Here is a 15,805-nt window from a genome sequence, read left to right on the forward strand (position 1 = left end):
TACTTACAGCTCCCCCATCACCTTCTCGACGAAGCGAGTCGATTCGGTGGGGTTCAACGCCAGCCAGCCCACCTCCGCTTGCTGCTGAGCGAAGGCACTTACCCGCTCGATGCTCGCGTCCAACCTGCCTACGCCATTGGCCTCCTGATAGGTGACCCGATTCCTGCTGGGCATCTCCAGCATCACGAAAGAACTGCCAATCTTGCAGCGGCCTGCGGGCATCACCCGAATCACCACGTTGCGTCGCTGACCGACTTCCAGCACGTGCGCGAGCTGACGCCTGTGAGCCTCTACGTCACCGGCCGGGTGGCGAAGAGGATCCTCACCGATTACGAAGGCGAAAGCCACGGATCGCTTGTCCAGCAAGGATTGACGGCCCAGTCGCACCGTCACCCGCTCTTCGATCACCTCATCATTCAGCGGAGGCCACGCGCTGCCGAAGAGCGCGCGCATCGTCCCCTCGGTCTGGAGCAATCCAGGAATGAGCAGCGGCTCGTACGAACTGAACGAAATCGCCTCCGCTTCGTAGCGGAAGAAGTCCTCCCCCTGGTTCACGGCCGGCTCCGGCCCCAAATAGTCCTGCATCGCGATCAGAAACCCATGCGCCCCGCACATGTCATCCGTCACCTGAAGGAACCGCTCCGTCGGCCTCCGACGCCCCTGCTCCATGGATTTCACGGTCTCGAAGTCATAGTTGGCTTCGCGCGCCAACTCCTCCCGCGTGACCCCCGCCCGCGTGCGCCAGAGCTTCGCCTGGTTGCCGCAAAGTCGCCACGTCATCGGTGGTTGAGAGCCCATACTCGTCACCGCGCCCCACCTTCCTGTGAAGATCACCGGTACCCTCGCCGTGAGTACCGCCGCACGAACTCCCGAGGCTAACGACGGGCCGTAACCCTTGGTGGCGTGAACAAGGAAATTCCGCCTCTCGGGGCGTACGTCATCGACACGCGGACCGACCGGGTCGGTCAAGTCATCACGGTCACAGGCGATTTGCTGCACCTGCACCCGCCCGGCGGAGGCGCCGGCTGGGACTGCCCGGTCGATTCGATCGAGGTGACGGCCCTCCGGATCTACCTCCGCGCCCGCGTCATCGAGGCGAACCTCATGCGGAGGCTCGTGTGAGCGCCGCCGCGCCGGAGGAGCCGTCCGGCCACACCCCGGACGACCTCCGCGCGGCGGTCGCCGCGGCCGAGTCCCCGGACGCGGCCCACACCGCCGTCGCGGAGCTGAGCCGCGCCGCGGGGACCGGGGCCCCGGAGGTCGAGCCCCGGTGATCAGCAGCAGTTTTCCCGCCGCCCCCTCTAAGCTTGAGGTGCTCCACTCAGCACACCGCAGCGCCGGTGCCACCGGGGACCGTCAGCGGTGCGGCCGACGCGACCCTGGAGAGTGCTGTCCCATGAGCACCGCTGCATCCGAAGAGCCGGACTTCCCCTTGATCCCCCAGCCGGCGAACAACCCCGAGGACCTGCGCGCCGCGATCGCCCAGGTGGCACCGCGATCGCTGGCAGCCTTCGACGCCGAGCGCACGGAAGCCCTCAAGCAGGCCCGGGAGAGCGGCATCGCGGGCCCTATGCAGCGCTTGGTCGGGCAGTGGGCGGTGTTCGTCGCCATCGAGAGATACCCGGAGCGTGCGGCTTTGATGCGGCGCCTTGAGGTAACCGCCGAGCAAGCCGACACCGATGACGAAGCGCTGGCAGCGATCTCCGCCATCGGGCGGATCCTGGATCAGGCTCTTGCCGAGGCCGGGCTCGGCCGTGGGGCGGCCGGTCGGTGAGCGACGAGGAGTGGAAGTGGGTCTACGACCCTGATCGGGACCACGTCATCACGGGATTACCCCAGACCGTAGTAGCTCTGGCCGAGAAGGCGGCGCAGGATCTGGTGGAGCTCGCTGCGCTGGGGGTCGACGTGACCGGGATCGGTAAGGGGCCTCGTCACGGCGGTCCCGGCGGAATGCGGGAACTGAGGCTCCCGCCGAACGGGTGGATGTACGTGATGGCACTTCCCCGCAGGAAGCTCATCGTCGTCACCCGCATCGTCCCGCCCTTCGAACACCTCTGACCCCGGCCCTCGCACCCTCACGCCAGATCCGTCAGATCCTCCGCATAGAACGTCGTCAGCGGCTGCGGGCCCACGTACTGCTGGCAGTTGCACTGCCTCAGCTCGTACGCCGTCGGCTTCTTCTCCGCGTCCCAGGCGACCGGAGTCTCCACCGACTCATGGCACTTGCCCTGCTTGTCATGCTTGGCCAAGTGGTGCGTGCAGCCGCATATGGGCTGGGGCGGCTTGGAGGCGGCCTCCAGGGCCGCGCGCTCGGCGCGCTCCGTCTCCAGGAGCTCCAGCTTGCGCTCGTGGCGGGTGCGCAAAGCCGTACGGGCGGTGTCGGCGACCTTGGTGAAGCCGCCCACGCCGAAGAAGATCAGCACCCACCAGAGCCAATCCATGCCCGGCTCCTCCCCGCCGCGCGCCCTGTCCGTTCCCTCGCCAGAATACGCTCAGCGCTGCGGCGCGTTGAGGGAGCGGAACCAGCGGCGGTGGGCCAGGGCTGTGGCCACGCCGTACGCGCCGACCGCCGCCAGAGGGGCCGTCAGGCCCCACGCGTAGGCCAGGCCCGAGCCGTCCTTCGGTGCGGTGGTCGTCGTCAGCATCTCCGTCACGGCCGCGCCGCCCACCGCCAGCGCGCCCGCGCACGGCAGCAGTGACATCAGCAGCCAGAACCACACGCGGCCGCCTGCCCGGAGGCCGGGGTCGCGCATCGCGTCGCGGTCCAGGGCCGCCCAGAGGCGCAGCCGCCGCCGGGCTTCCTTCCCGGTACGGAGTCCGGCGCGGATGCCCAGCAGCGACGGGATCACTGCCCCCGCCGCCAGGATCAGGTACGCCGCCGCGTAGACGTACTCCACACCGCCTTCGGCCACGGACTTCAGGCCCAGGACCGCGAGCATCCAGCCCAGCATGAACACGCCCGTCAGCAGCCACCCCAGCAGCAGGCGGCCCGGCGACAGTGTCTTACGTATGAGGGCGTCCAGCGCCCTCTCCCGGTCCGCCAGCACGGCTTCCCGGTTCGGCCACGTGCTCAGGTGCCATGGCGGGGGTGCAGGGGGCAGATGCGATATTCCCATCGTTCGTTCTACGACCTACGACTCGTACAGGTTCTTCTTGCTCATCTCGTGGACGTGGTCATGGTCGTGGGAGTGGGCATGAGCATGACCCTCATGCGAATGAGCGTCCTCCTCCGCCGGCACATGCGTCTCCGTCACCGGCAGCGAGCTGTCCGCCGACAGCTCCCACGACGACGCCGCACGCCCCCGCGCCACCATCTCCGCGCCCAGCGCCGCCACCATCGCGCCGTTGTCCGTGCACAGCTTCGGCCGCGGTACGCGCAGCGTGATGCCCGCGTCCTCGCAGCGGCGCTGCGCCATCGCCCGCAGGCGCGTGTTCGCCGCGACGCCGCCGCCGATCATGAGGTGGTCGACGCCCTCGTCCTTGCACGCGCGGACGGCCTTGCGCGTGAGGACGTCCACGACGGCCTCCTGGAACGACGCGGCCACGTCCGCGACCGGCACCTCCTCGCCCGCCGCGCGCTTGGCCTCTATCCAGCGGGCCACGGCCGTCTTCAGGCCGGAGAAGGAGAAGTCGTAGATCGGGTCGCGGGAGCCGGTGAGGCCGCGCGGGAAGCGGATGGCGTCCGGGTTGCCCTCGCGGGCGTAGCGGTCGATGACCGGGCCGCCGGGGAAGCCGAGGTTCAGGACGCGGGCGACCTTGTCGAAGGCCTCGCCGGCCGCGTCGTCGATGGTCGAGCCGAGCGGGCGGACGTCGGAGGTGATGTCGGGGGCGAGCAGCAGGGAGGAGTGGCCGCCGCTGACCAGCAGGGCCATCGTCGGCTCCGGCAGCGGGCCGTGCTCCAGCTGGTCGACGCAGATGTGGGAGGCCAGGTGGTTCACTCCGTAGAGCGGCTTGCCCAGCGCGTACGCGTACGCCTTCGCCGCCGAGACGCCGACGAGCAGCGCGCCCGCCAGGCCCGGGCCGGCCGTGACCGCGATGCCGTCGAGGTCCTTCGCGGAGACGCCGGCCTCGTCCAGCGCGCGCTGGATGGTCGGGACCATCGCCTCCAGGTGGGCGCGGCTGGCCACCTCGGGGACGACGCCGCCGAAGCGCGCGTGCTCGTCGACGCTGGAGGCGACCGCGTCCGCGAGCAGCGTGTGCCCGCGGACGATGCCGACGCCGGTCTCGTCGCACGAGGTCTCGATGCCGAGGACGAGGGGTTCGTCAGCCTTGCGAGCCATGGGTCATTCCTTGCACTGCGGAGAGGGGATCGGAGAGGCGCATCACGAGGGCGTCGACGTTGCCGGGCTGGTAGTAGCCGCGGCGGACGCCGACCCCTTCGAAGCCGAAGCGTTCGTACAGGCGCTGGGCCCGGGTGTTGTCGACCCGCACTTCGAGGAGCACCTCGCGGCACTCGAAGTCGGTCGCGGCGGTCAGGAGCTCGCGCAGGAGCCGGGAGCCGAGGCCGGTGCTCCACTGCTCCTGGGCGACGGCGATGGTCTGGACGTCGCCGGTGCCGTCGATCGCGGCCAGGCCGGCGTAGCCGACGACGCGGCCGCCCCGGCCGCCCTCGCTGCCGGAAGCCTCTTCGGCCACCACGTAGCGGCGGGTCGCGCCCGCGCCGCGCGCGTGCGCCAGCTCCGACCAGAACAGCCCCTTGGACCAGGCGTCGTCCGGGAACAGCGCGCGCTCCAGCTCCAGCACCGGCCCGATGTCCCACCAGCGCATCTCGCGGACACGCACGTTCGTGGTCACTTGGGGGTGACCACCTTGTAGTTGGCGGGCACCTGGGCGTCGGGGCGGCGCAGGTAGAGCGGCTGGTCCGGCAGGAACTCGCCGCCCGTGCGCAGGCGCTCCACGGCGAGGGACGCCAGGGCTCCGGCCGACTGGTGCTCGGGCATGTCGGCCCGTACGTCCGTGAACGCGTCGGGGTAGAGCACGGCGCCCGCGCCGACCACCGTCAGGCCGGCCAGCTTCTCGGTGAGGTCCGCCGGGCGGTCCACGGCGGGCTCGGTGACGCGGGTACGGGCGTCCGCGTACCGCGCCCAGTAGACCTCCTTGCGGCGGGCGTCCGTCGCCACGACGAACTCGCCCTCCAGGCCCGCCTGCCCGGCCGCGTACGCGATGCCGTCGAGCGAGCACAGGCCGCGGACGGGCACGCCGAGCGCGGCGCCGAAGGTGGCGGCGGTGACGATGCCGACCCGCAGGCCGGTGTACGGGCCGGGGCCGACGCCGACCACGATGTCCGTGACGGCGTCCAGCTTGTGGCCCGCTTCGCGGAGCACCCGGTCGACGGAGGGAAGCAGCAGCTCACCGTGCCTGCGCGCGTCGATCTGACGCGCTTCGGCGACGACTTTGTCGCCGTCGTGGAGGGCTACGGTGACGGCGGGCGTGGCGGTATCAAGAGCGAGCAGCAGCACACTGACAGCCTACGGCGCGCGGCATGCGGCTCGCCGGGGGGCGGCGGTGCGGCGTGCCCGTGCGGGCGGCTCCGGCAGCACGATGCGCGCGTGGCTCCGGCGGCGTGGCGCGAGCGCCGCTTCGGCGGCGCGGAGCGGGTGGCCGCGAGTGCTACGGTCACCGCAACGCCGTATGCGTATGTACGCACGAAGAGATACGTGCGCAGGATACGTACGCAGGAAGAGAAGGGTTCGCAGCCGTGGCACGCAGCAGCTCGGGGGTCATCGTGGCCGCGCTCACCGCGGCGGCCCTCGCGGGAGTCGGTTTCCTCGCCTTCCAGGCCGAGGCCGCGCCCGACAAGCCGCAGGCCTCGCACGCGAGCGCCTCCGGCGAGGCCAAGGACAAGGGCAAGGACGGCAGCACTCCGGGCGACGGCGGCTCCGGCGACGGCTCCGGCAAGGACGGCGGCCAGGGACAGGAGAAGGCCGTCCCCGCCGTTCCCGCGGGCTCCGGCACGGGGCAGCGGGTCGTCTACGCGCTCGGGCAGAAGCGGGTGTGGCTGATCGGCGCGGACGGCAAGGCGACCCACAGCTTCGAGGTCGCGCCCAGCACGGTGAACCCGCAGCCGGGCCCCTACAAGGTGACCTCGCGCGACGCTACGGGCACGGGTTCGGACGGCAAGGCCATCGAGCACGTGGTGCGGTTCCACCAGAACACGGCGGGGGTCGTCTTCGGCTTCAGCGCGGCGGTGGACGGGTCGCTGCCGGATCCCGCGTCGGGCAAGAAGACGGGTGCGGTGCGGGAGAGTCCTGCGGACGGGCGGGCGATGTGGGACTTCGCCGTCAACGGCACGAAGGTTGTCGTGGTCGCTTAGCGGTTTCCCCTGAGGACCCTTTCCGGGGCTGCGCCCCGGACCCCCTGTCCGCGCTGACGCGTGACGTCCTCAAACGCCGGACGGGCTGAATTCATGCGGCGTCATTTATGCGGCGTCCTGCTCTATGCGGCGTTCTGCTCGCCGTCTCCCTGCGTCTCCGGCGACGGCGGCGGTTTCGACACCGCATCCGCGGCCGCGCAGGAGGCCAGCAGGTCGCGCATCGAAGTCGAGGTCGACGGGGGCCTCTCCTCCGAGGGCTCCGAGGGCTCCGAGCGGAGCTCGGTCGGCGGCTGCTGCGGCTGCTCCGGTGCCGGCATGGTGCCTCCTGGGGGGCATCTGGGCAAGGTTAGGTAGACCTAACCGTGTCTCTGCCTACCATGTGACCACGCCCGCAGCCGCCGATGCAACATCTTCCCGACGGGTTGTCGGAACGTACAGCGGCGTGCGGCAGCGCGCGCCGTCAGCCGAGCTGCGACAGGTCCGCGCCCGCCCAGCGCGCGCCCACGCCCGTCACCCGCACGCTCCGCACGTCGTCCGTGTCCTCCGCCGCGTGGGCCACGTCCGCCGCGTCCGCGGCGCTCGCGCCGACCGCCCGGTGGATGACGACGTGCAGCCGGTCGTCGGAGAGCTCCTCGACCTTGCCGTCGCCCCACTCCACGACGATCACGGACTCGGGGAGGGAGACGTCGAGGTCCAGGTCCTCCATCTCGTCCAGGCCGCCGGAGAGCCGGTACGCGTCGACGTGGACGAGGGCCGGGCCGCCGGAGAGGTGGGGGTGGACGCGGGCGATGACGAACGTCGGGGAGGTGACGGCGCCGCGGACGCCGAGGCCCTCGCCGAGGCCGCGGGTCAGCGTCGTCTTGCCCGCGCCGAGCTCACCCGTGAGCAGCACCAGATCGCCGGGGCGCAGCAGGCCGGCCAGCCGGCGGCCCAGGTCCCGCATGGCCTCGGCGGTCCTGACCGTGAGCTCTGCGCTGGTCTCGGCAGGCGTCTCGGCAGGCATCGGGGTCTCCGGGGCGGCGGCGGTCGTCTCAGGCTGGGCGCTCATATCCGCCGATGGTACGGGGCCGGGCCGCCCCGGCGCGTATGCCCGCACGCGCCCCGGCGCGTTTCACCCGCGGCCGCGCGCCCCCGCCGCCGCGCGCTGCCCGTGCTCCAGCGCCCCGCCGTCCGCCGCCGCGGCGAGCAGGTCGCCCAGCTGGGCGACGACGACCTCGGGCCGCTCCAGCATCACCAGGTGTCCGGTGTCCTCCAGGAGGAGGAGCCGGGCGTCGGGCAGGGCCTCGGCGATGGCCTCGCTGTGCTCGCTCGGCGTGAGCAGGTCCTTGTCGCCGGCCACGACGACCACCGGCAGGCGCTCGAAGGCGCACAGCGCCTCCCGCTTCTCGTGCTCGGCGAAGACCGGGTAGAACGCCGCGACGACGTCGACGGGCGTGGCCTCGATCAGCCGTTCCGCGAACCGCACGACCGCCGGATCCACGTCCTTCGAGCCGAAGGAGTACCAGCGGAGCACGCCCGCGAACAGGTCGGCGGTGGCCCGGCGGCCCTTCTCGATCAGCTCGGGCCGGGTCGCCATCAGCTTGAAGGCGCCCGGGAGGACGAGCCGCCGCACCAGGCTCATCCCGGCGGCCGGCAGCCCGTACGTGTTCTCCGCGAGCCCGCCCGCGGACGTGCCGAGGAAGGCCGTGCCGACGACGCGCTCGGCGATCAGGCCGGGGTGCTGCGCGGCCAGCGCCATCGTCGTCATGCCACCCATCGAGTGCCCCACGAGCACCAGCGGTCCCTCGGGGGCCGCGGCGTCGATGACGGCCCGGAGATCGCACCCGAAGAGGTCGATGGAGACCGCTTCCGTACGGCTGCGCTCGGAGCGGCCGTGGCTGCGCTGGTCCCAGAAGACCGCGCGGACGCCGGCGGCCCGCAGGGCGGCGCGCTGGAAGTGCCAGGAGTCCTGGCTGAGGCAGTAGCCGTGGCTGAAGACGACCGTGAGGGGCGGGGAGGCGGGCGCGCGCCGGCCGCCGAACAGCCGGCGGGAGGCCGGTGCCTGCGGCTCCCCGTCCGGCCCGCCCGGCTCGTCCACCTCGTAGTACAGCCGCGTGCCGTCCTCCGCGACCACCGTGCCCGGCGTCCCCCGCAGCGTCCCGTACGGGCCCGAGGCGTCCAGGGCCAGCCGCGCCTTGCGGCGCATGCCGCGCCCCACCGTCAGCCGCTCGACCGCCACGCCGACCGCGGCTCCCGCGGCCAGGACGCCCAGCGCCGCGCCCGCGACACCCGCCCCGCGCCGCCAGCCGCCGCCCGCGCCCTGCGCCGCGCCGCTCCCGACGATCGCCTCGATGGCCTCGACCGCCCCGGCGGCCTCGGCCGCCGCTGCGCCCGCGCTACCGCTGTCCCTGCTCATCGCGCGCCCCCGTGTCCCCGTTTCGGCATGTCCACGTCCGCGTACTCGTCGTGCTCGTGCGCCGGTCCGGGTCCGGCGCCCTGCCGGACCTACCCGGACTTACTCGGTGTATCCGTCAACGTATCCGTCCACGTTCTCACCGACGTAGACGCGCGGCACCCGATTGGAGATGCGCGTGACAACCTCGTAGGCAATCGTGCCCGTGGCACGCGCCCAGTCCTCGGCGGTCGGCTCGCCCCGGTCGCCCGGCCCGAACAGCACCGCCTCGTCGCCCACCCGCGCCGTGTCGTCGCCGCCCAGGTCGACCACGAACTGGTCCATGGCCACCCGGCCCGCCACCGTCCGCCACTTGCCGCCCACCAGCACCGGACCCGTGCCGGAGCCCGCACGCGGGATGCCGTCCGCGTAGCCCACGGGGACGAGGGCGAGCGTCGTCGGGCCGGGGGTGACGTAGTGGTGCCCGTACGAGACGCCGTGCCCGCCCGGCACCCGCTTCACCGACGCCAGGTACGCCGACAGGGTCATCACCGGCTTCAGGCCGAAGTCCTGCGGCGTGCCGACCTCGGGGCTCGGCGACACCCCGTACATCGCGATGCCCGTCCGGACGAGGTCGAAGTGCGCCTCGGGGATCGTCAGGGTCGCCGGCGAGTTGGCTATGTGCCGCACCTCGGGCTCGACGCCCTGCCGCTCCGCGTACGCCACCGCGTCCCGGAAGACCCGCAGCTGGGCCTGGATGGACGGGTGGCCCGGCTCGTCGGCGCACGCGAAGTGCGACCAGATGCCGGTCACCTTCACCAGGCCCGCGTCCTCCGCCTCGCGCGCCGCGGCGATCAGTTCCGGCCAGTCGTCGGGCTGGCAGCCGTTGCGCCCCAGACCGGTGTCGATCTTCAGCTGGACGCGGGCGGGACGGCCCGCGTCCCGTACGGCCTCGCAGAGCTCCGCGAGGGCCCACACCCCGCTCACCGACACGTCGACGTCCGCCTCAACGGCCTCGCGCCACGGGCTGCCCGGCGTCCACAGCCAGCACATCAGCCGGCCCGTGTCACCCGCCGCGCGCAGCGCCAGCGCCTCGTCCGGCGTCGCCGTGCCGACCCACTCGGCGCCGGCCTCGCGGGCCGCGCGGGCGCACTGCACCGCGCCGTGGCCGTAGGCGTTCGCCTTGACCACGGCCATCAGCTGCGACCGGGGCGCGCGGGCCTTGAGCGTGCGTACGTTGGCCCGCAGCGCGGCCAGGTCGACCAGGGCACGGGCGCGCATCGGGGTCTCGCCGGCGCGAAGCGGAGTCTCGTTCATCCACGTCAGTCTCTCAGGACGGCCGGGGAGGGGGTGAGGGGTGGGGCTCAGGCAGGGGTGCAGGGTGTCACTTCACGTGTCATTTCGGGTGCCGCCCGAGGTGCCGCCCGAGGTGCCGCCCGGGGTGTCATTCCAGATGTCTTTTCGGGGGCGTGAACGGCGCACGGTTGTGAGACTGGGGGCATGAGGACTGCCTACAGCGTCGAGACCGTACGGGCCGCCGAGCGCGCGCTCATGGCCCAGCTCCCCCACGGCGCCCTGATGCAGCGCGCCGCCGCCGGGCTCGCCGCCGCCTGCGCCGGCCTGCTCCGGCGCGTGTACGGGGCACGCATCGCCCTGCTCGTCGGCAGCGGCGACAACGGCGGCGACGCCCTCTTCGCCGGCGCCCGGCTCGCCCGGCGCGGCGCCGGGGTGACCGCGGTGCTCCTGAACCCCGAGCGGGCACACTCCGAGGGGCTCGCCGCCCTGCTCGCCGCCGGCGGGCGCGTCTCCTCCGCCGAGGCCGCGGACCGGGCCGTCCGCAGCGCCGACCTCGTCATCGACGGGATCGTCGGCATCGGCGGCAAGGGCGGCCTGCGCCCCGACGCCGCCCAGCTCGCCCGGGCCGCGTCCGACGGCGGCGCGGTGATCGTCTCCGTCGACCTGCCGAGCGGCGTCGACGCCGACACCGGCGAGGTACGGGGCACGGCGGTACGCGCCGACGCGACGGTCACCTTCGGCTCGTACAAGCCCGGGCTGCTCATCGACCCGGCGCGCGAGCACGCGGGCGCGCTGCGGCTCGTCGGCATCGGACTGGAGCTGCCCACCCGGCCCGAGGCCGAGGCCCTGCAGCACGCGGACGTCGCGGCGCTGCTGCCGCGCCCGGAGGCGGAGAGCGACAAGTACCGGCGGGGCGTCGTCGGCGTCGTCGCGGGCTCGGCCCGCTACCCCGGCGCGGCCGTCCTCGCCGTCGCGGGCGCCCTGCACGGCGGCGCGGGCGCGGTCCGCTACGCGGGCCCGGCGGCGGACGCCGTGATCGCCCGCTTCCCCGAGACCCTCGTCTCGTCCGGCCCCCCGTCGAAGGCCGGCCGCGTCCAGGCCTGGGTCGTCGGCCCCGGCCTCGGCGACGGCACGGACGCCCGGCAGGCGCTGGAGGACGTCCTGGCCTCGGACGTTCCCGTGCTCGTGGACGCGGACGGGCTGCGGCTGATGTCGCCGGACGCGGTACGGGCCCGGACGGCGGAGACCGTACTGACCCCGCACGCGGGTGAGGCGGCCGCGCTGCTGGGCGTTGCGCGCGAACGGGTCGAGTCCGGGCGGCTGGCGGCGGTCCGCGCCCTGGCCGAGCGCTTCGGCGCCACGGCCCTGCTGAAGGGCTCCACGACCTTGATCGCGGCGGCCCCGGGCAGCCGGGGGCACCACACGGTGCGGGTCAACCCGACGGGGACGCCATGGCTGGCGACGGCGGGGAGCGGCGATGTGTTGTCCGGCTTGACGGGGTCACTGCTGGCGGCGGGGCTGAGCGGGCGGGACGCGGCGTCGGTGGGGGCGTACTTGCACGGGCTGGCGGCACGGAAGTCGGGAGAGGCGCCGCTGACGGCGGTGGGGGTGGCGGAAGAGTTGCGGGGGGTGTGGAGGGGCATGGCGGGGTGACGTCAGCCACGACACCAGGAAGCCACTCGTTCGAGAGAAATCCAAGAAAATGAGATATGGGTACGGGTACGTACCCATACCCTTCCTCCATGTTGAACAGAGGATTACCCATGGCAGACGCGAACATCCGCATTCCCGCGGATGCCCGTAACCGCCTCGCCGAGGTCGCCGCGGCGGAAGGCATGTCCTTGCGCGCCTATCTCTCCCGCCTGGCCGACGAGCTCCTCACCCCGGCCGAGCGCGCCGAGCAAGCCGAACGAGCCCGTCGAATGCTGCGCGAGTGGAACGGCTACGACCCCAGCCAGGACGAAGAAGAACGGCTCGACGCCGAATTGGACCGGCGGCTCTCCGAGGCTGCACGGTGAGCGACCAGCTGCACATCGTCCTCGACGACACGGCCATGGTGGCCGCCGGTCGTGGCAATGCCGTCGCCTCCCGGCTCATCCACCGCGCGCACATGGAAGCGGGATGGCACTTGTACGCACCGGCCTGCGCGCTGGTCGAGGCCGACCGGGCCCGCCCCGGCACGGCCGAGCACCTCGCCTCACTCCCCGGCGTCACCGTCCTCGACCTGGACCTGCCGGCCGCACTGGCCATTGCAAGCAGCGGCAGCTGGGCCGGCGCACACACCCGGCACGCCGCCGAGCCGAACCCCGAGCGGCCCGACGGGGCGTTCATCGCCACGGCGGAGCCCGGACGCTGGGCGGGAGAACTCGTGCGGGTGCTCGACATCAGGCCTTGAAGGCGAGGCGGGAGCGCCGCTGATAGCGGAGGGGCTGCGAGGGGGTGCGGGGGGCGTGCTCACTGCCGCTGGGTGAGGAGGGTCAGTTCGGAGCCTTCGGGGAGCGCTTCTTGGTTGATTACGGGGCCCGGGTGGCGGACGAGGATCTTGACCGGGCCGAGGTCGGCGAGGGGGGCCAGGTCGAGGGGGCTGTTGTCCGTGACCACGGGGTCGATGAGCTGGAATTCCTTGAGCCCGGGGTAGGTGCGCCGCACGTCACCCAGCCCGGCCATGCCGTACGCCTCGGTGAAGTTGAGCGTCTCCACCTGCGGCACGGGCCCCGCCCACCTCACGGTTCTCAGGTCCTCCCCCCAGATCCGCAGGGTCCGCAGAGCCGGCAGGGACGGCAGGGCAAACGCGCTCCGGTAGCCGCCGCCGGCACGGAACGCCAGCTCCTCCAGCGCCGGATGCCCCTCCAGGCCCCAGAAGCCCGAGACCATGCACGGGCCTGATCCGAGGTTCAGATACCGGAGCTTCGGGGGCATGGACAGCTCCAGGGAGCGCAACGGGGCCGTCGCCCGTCCGGACAACGTCAGCTCGCGCAGCTCCGTCATGCGCCGCATGGTTCCGAAGTCGTAGAGGTGCTCGGCCAGCCACAAGTGCAGGCTCTGCAAGGCCCGCACATCCAGCGCATCCAGGTGGAGGAGGCGCCCGAAGTCGACAGCGCTCAGCCCCCGCAGCGGAGGACATCCGCGCAGCACGCGCAGGTCGATGGTCTCTCCGTGCCCCCAGAACGTGACATGGCTGAGCACCGGCGTGGCCAGGTCCGACAGGTCCCCGCCGGGCGGCAAGGCCCGTAGCTGCACCCGCGGCCGCCCACCGAGGCGCTTGAGCGCGGCGAGGTGTTCCTCGGTCTTCGCGACGAACTCCAGCGCTTCGTACGCCTCGCCCTCGTACTCCAGCCGCCCGATCACCGCCTCCGCGTACGCCTCGGTCTCGAACCGGTCCCAGGCCCACGCCAGCTGCGCCCGCACCTGCTGGTGCGGATGGTCCACGTACCGCGAAAGCAAGGGCAGGGCCCTCTCGTCCGCCACCGTCGTCGCCGCGACCACCACCGCGTGCGCGACCTCGTCCGTGAGCCCCTCCGGCCCCGGGAGGAGATCCAGCACCACCCGCCCCGCCGCCGCCAGCTCCTTCGCCGCTTCCAGGTCCCGCGGCGGTACGAGCTCCCCCGCCGCCTTCTCGACGCGCGCCCGGACCTCCCAGTCCACCTCCGTCGCGTGTTCGAGGCAGGCCGCGGCCAGGAGGTGGAGCCGGGCGCGGTGCACCGGTTCGCCGTCGCCCCGCTCCAGCAGCATCCGCAGCAGCTCCGCCCGGGCCCGCGGCGGCGCGTGCCCGACGGCCATCCGCAGCACGTCCTCCCACTGATCGTCGTGGGCGTGGTTGACGAGGACGTCGAAGTCCCAGTCGTCCACGGCGGCCTGGGCGCCCAGATAGTCCTGGAAGGTGCGGTGGATGAAGTCGAGGGTCTCGGTCGTGGGGCGGCGCAGCAGGCCGCTGCGCAGGACGAGGTGGCGCAGGATGTCCTCCGCGCTGCCGCGGGCGGCCACGGCCGGCATGGCGGGGAGGGCCCGGTCGAGGATCTCGACGGCCTTGTGCCACTCGATGACCGAACGGCCATTGCGGATCAGCCAGTAGGCGATCTTCTGCAGCAGGGCGACCTGCTGGGCGTGCTCCAGCTCCGGGCCGTCCGCCCCGACCACCACACCCCGCTCGCGGTCCCGCCGTACGAGCAGGAGCTCCAGCGCGGCGCGGTAGAGCTCCATCCTCCCGTGCGGGAGATAGCCCTTCCGCGAGCGGTTGAGGGCGCAGATCAGGGCGCACATCAGCGGGTTGGTGGCGAGCATGCCGAGATCGCGCTTGGTGACGACGGCGGTGGTGAGGGCGTCGCGGAAGGCGCGCAGCGGCTCGTGGTGGCGGGCGCCCGCGGCGTCGTGCCAGCGGTCGATGAAGGAGATGACGTCGCCGCGGCTCATGGGGAGCAGTTCCAGCTCGGTGAAGCCGGCGTCGGCGAGCCAGCCCTCCCGTACGGCGGAGGGGCGGGTGGTGATGACGTAGCGGGCGTCGGGGTAGGCGGCGAGGAGGTCCTTGACCCAGGTGAGGGTGCGGCGGCGGTCGGCCTCGGGGACCTCGTCCACGCCGTCGATCAGCAGCAGCGCCGTGCCCTCCGTGAGCCGGCGGGTCACCCAGCCCTGCGCGGCGGGCAGGCCGGCGAGCGGGCCGGCGGCCGCGGCCAGGAACTCCTCGGGCTGCGGGAGTTCGCCGCGGCGGATGAGCGTGCGGAGGGGGAGCGTGAGCGGCATGCAGCCGCTGAGGTGGCCGAGGCCGGGCGGCAGGTCGCCGCGGGCGGTGAGGGTGGCGAGCCACTGCAGCAGCGTCGTCTTGCCGGAGCCGGCGGCGCCGCGCAGGAGGACGCGGCGGCGGCCGGCGAGGGCTTCCTCGGCGCGCTTGGGTGAGGGCGTGGAATTCTCGGCGGCCCACTCGTCCGGGACGCGCGCCTCGGCGTAACCGCTGCTCTGCGCGCCACCTCCGGTGAGTTCGAGGCTGAGGTACGCGGTGTCCAGGGGCCAGGTCTCGCCCTCGCCGTCGGAGAGGGTCAGGCCGATGATCGTCAGCTCGCCGGACTTCTCGACGACGTAGGCGCGCAGGCGGCGTTCGAACGCCTCGATCTCCAGCTGGCGCGGAGAGGCGAGGGAGCGGGACTCGGGCTTGTGCCCTTCGAGCAGGCACGCGCTGAGGAAGGCGAAGTCCTGCCAGAGCGTGGCCGACGGGGTGACCGTGAGGCGGCCGTGCTGCCAGCCGTGCGGGTCGGCGCAGACGACGCCCGCGAGCAGGCCTTCGACGAAGACGGCGGCGCCGGACATGCCGGCCCAGGGCGAGCCGCCGCCGGCGGGCGGGAGCGGGGGGCCGTGCTCGCTGTCGAGGACGTGCCGGCCGCTGAGCAGGTTGCTGCCGGGTTTGAGGGAGCCGACGACCTGCTCGGTGTCGAGCTCGCCGGCCGCGTCCCGCTGGACGTGCGGGAAGCCGACGGCCTGGGCGGCGGGCCAGACCCGCAGGTCGTAGGCGCGGCCCCAGACGAGGGGCTCGAAGGCCGCGGCGACGTCCTCGGGGACGAGGTCGCGCTCGCCGACGAGCAGCGCGACGTCGCACCGCCGGTTGTCGTCTCGCGCCCACACCACCCTGCAGCGCACCTGGCCCGCCCCGCCGGGGACGATCGCGCGCGGGTGCGCGCAGTCGCCGATCACGTGTGCGGCCGTCAGCACCAGGTTCGGGGCGAGGAGGTATCCACTGCCCTGACTCCGTCCGAAAACCGCTGCAATGCGTTCCTTCGCAGGGTGCACCCGTATCCCCTCCGACCACGTTTCCGCCGACCGACGATACGTCAGTAGCG

General features: G+C 72.9%; 19 protein-coding genes. 8 read left to right on the plus strand and 11 right to left on the minus strand.

Features of this window, described 5'->3' with window-relative positions:
• Positions 1–3: 3 nt before the first annotated feature.
• Positions 4–798 carry a helix-turn-helix domain-containing protein gene (locus tag IF61_RS0122740; protein WP_030368356.1) on the minus strand — a complete coding sequence of 265 codons (795 nt, stop codon included), beginning with the start codon at positions 796–798 and terminating at the stop codon, positions 4–6.
• 105 nt (positions 799–903) lie between these two features.
• On the opposite strand from IF61_RS0122740, the gene IF61_RS0122745 reads away from it, so the two are divergent.
• The 4 genes from IF61_RS0122745 (at position 904) to IF61_RS0122760 (ending at position 2,058) form a co-directional block, all read left to right on the plus strand.
• On the plus strand, positions 904–1,122 hold the full coding sequence (locus tag IF61_RS0122745) for a hypothetical protein (protein WP_052392941.1): 219 nt from the start codon (positions 904–906) through the stop codon (positions 1,120–1,122).
• A complete protein-coding gene (locus IF61_RS35965) occupies positions 1,119–1,274 on the plus strand; it encodes a hypothetical protein (protein ID WP_157848651.1) in 156 nt (51 codons plus the stop codon). Before IF61_RS0122745 ends, IF61_RS35965 begins: the two co-directional genes overlap by 4 nt.
• A 122-nt stretch (positions 1,275–1,396) precedes the next feature.
• A complete protein-coding gene (locus IF61_RS0122755; protein ID WP_030368358.1) occupies positions 1,397–1,774 on the plus strand; it encodes a DUF6247 family protein in 378 nt (125 codons plus the stop codon).
• Positions 1,771–2,058 carry a hypothetical protein gene (locus IF61_RS0122760; RefSeq protein ID WP_030368359.1) on the plus strand — a complete coding sequence of 96 codons (288 nt, stop codon included), beginning with the start codon at positions 1,771–1,773 and terminating at the stop codon, positions 2,056–2,058. Before IF61_RS0122755 ends, IF61_RS0122760 begins: the two co-directional genes overlap by 4 nt.
• 17 nt (positions 2,059–2,075) lie before the next feature.
• On the opposite strand, the gene IF61_RS0122765 is transcribed toward IF61_RS0122760, so the two are convergent.
• The 5 genes from IF61_RS0122765 to tsaB all read right to left on the minus strand — a co-directional run bounded on the left by IF61_RS0122765 (position 2,076) and on the right by tsaB (position 5,459).
• Positions 2,076–2,441: a hypothetical protein gene (locus IF61_RS0122765; protein WP_030368360.1), complete on the minus strand. Its 366-nt coding sequence runs from the start codon at positions 2,439–2,441 to the stop codon at positions 2,076–2,078.
• Positions 2,442–2,492: 51 nt separating this feature from the next.
• A complete protein-coding gene (locus IF61_RS0122770) occupies positions 2,493–3,047 on the minus strand; it encodes a hypothetical protein (RefSeq protein WP_052392942.1) in 555 nt (184 codons plus the stop codon).
• Positions 3,048–3,131: 84 nt separating this feature from the next.
• A complete protein-coding gene (gene tsaD, locus IF61_RS0122775) occupies positions 3,132–4,280 on the minus strand; it encodes a tRNA (adenosine(37)-N6)-threonylcarbamoyltransferase complex transferase subunit TsaD (RefSeq protein ID WP_030368362.1) in 1,149 nt (382 codons plus the stop codon).
• Positions 4,264–4,767, minus strand: a complete 504-nt coding sequence (gene rimI / locus IF61_RS0122780; RefSeq protein ID WP_052392952.1) for a ribosomal protein S18-alanine N-acetyltransferase — start codon at positions 4,765–4,767, stop codon at positions 4,264–4,266. Before rimI ends, tsaD begins: the two co-directional genes overlap by 17 nt.
• Before the next feature lie 23 nt (positions 4,768–4,790).
• On the minus strand, positions 4,791–5,459 hold the full coding sequence (gene tsaB, locus IF61_RS0122785; RefSeq protein WP_030368364.1) for a tRNA (adenosine(37)-N6)-threonylcarbamoyltransferase complex dimerization subunit type 1 TsaB: 669 nt from the start codon (positions 5,457–5,459) through the stop codon (positions 4,791–4,793).
• A 239-nt stretch (positions 5,460–5,698) separates the two neighbouring features.
• Between tsaB and IF61_RS0122790 the strand changes: the two genes are divergently transcribed.
• Complete coding sequence (locus IF61_RS0122790; RefSeq protein ID WP_030368365.1) at positions 5,699–6,313, plus strand: hypothetical protein; 615 nt, start codon at positions 5,699–5,701, stop codon at positions 6,311–6,313.
• A 122-nt stretch (positions 6,314–6,435) separates the two neighbouring features.
• On the opposite strand, the gene IF61_RS0122795 is transcribed toward IF61_RS0122790, so the two are convergent.
• The 4 genes from IF61_RS0122795 to alr all read right to left on the minus strand — a co-directional run bounded on the left by IF61_RS0122795 (position 6,436) and on the right by alr (position 10,001).
• Positions 6,436–6,630, minus strand: a complete 195-nt coding sequence (locus IF61_RS0122795) for a hypothetical protein (protein WP_030368366.1) — start codon at positions 6,628–6,630, stop codon at positions 6,436–6,438.
• A gap of 143 nt (positions 6,631–6,773) precedes the next feature.
• On the minus strand, positions 6,774–7,316 hold the full coding sequence (gene tsaE, locus IF61_RS0122800; RefSeq protein ID WP_030368367.1) for a tRNA (adenosine(37)-N6)-threonylcarbamoyltransferase complex ATPase subunit type 1 TsaE: 543 nt from the start codon (positions 7,314–7,316) through the stop codon (positions 6,774–6,776).
• 108 nt (positions 7,317–7,424) lie between these two features.
• Positions 7,425–8,708 carry an alpha/beta fold hydrolase gene (locus tag IF61_RS0122805; protein ID WP_078660419.1) on the minus strand — a complete coding sequence of 428 codons (1,284 nt, stop codon included), beginning with the start codon at positions 8,706–8,708 and terminating at the stop codon, positions 7,425–7,427.
• Positions 8,709–8,807: 99 nt separating this feature from the next.
• Complete coding sequence (gene alr, locus IF61_RS0122810) at positions 8,808–10,001, minus strand: alanine racemase (RefSeq protein WP_030368369.1); 1,194 nt, start codon at positions 9,999–10,001, stop codon at positions 8,808–8,810.
• Between the two features lie 183 nt (positions 10,002–10,184).
• Here alr and IF61_RS0122815 point away from each other — a divergent pair, with 183 nt between their 5' ends.
• From IF61_RS0122815 to IF61_RS0122825, 3 genes are all read left to right on the plus strand, one after another.
• Entirely contained in the window at positions 10,185–11,633 is a 1,449-nt protein-coding gene (locus IF61_RS0122815) for a bifunctional ADP-dependent NAD(P)H-hydrate dehydratase/NAD(P)H-hydrate epimerase (protein ID WP_030368370.1), read from the plus strand.
• Between the two features lie 110 nt (positions 11,634–11,743).
• A complete protein-coding gene (locus IF61_RS0122820) occupies positions 11,744–11,998 on the plus strand; it encodes a hypothetical protein (protein ID WP_043190259.1) in 255 nt (84 codons plus the stop codon).
• Positions 11,995–12,375 carry a PIN domain-containing protein gene (locus IF61_RS0122825; RefSeq protein ID WP_030368372.1) on the plus strand — a complete coding sequence of 127 codons (381 nt, stop codon included), beginning with the start codon at positions 11,995–11,997 and terminating at the stop codon, positions 12,373–12,375. Before IF61_RS0122820 ends, IF61_RS0122825 begins: the two co-directional genes overlap by 4 nt.
• 59 nt (positions 12,376–12,434) lie before the next feature.
• Here IF61_RS0122825 and IF61_RS37490 read toward each other — a convergent pair whose 3' ends face one another.
• A complete protein-coding gene (locus tag IF61_RS37490) occupies positions 12,435–15,755 on the minus strand; it encodes a serine protease (RefSeq protein WP_107043104.1) in 3,321 nt (1,106 codons plus the stop codon).
• Positions 15,756–15,805 lie beyond the last annotated feature (50 nt).

The sequence above is a fragment of the Streptomyces roseoverticillatus genome, assembly GCF_000719265.1.
GTDB classification, from domain to species: Bacteria; Actinomycetota; Actinomycetes; order Streptomycetales; family Streptomycetaceae; genus Streptomyces; species Streptomyces roseoverticillatus.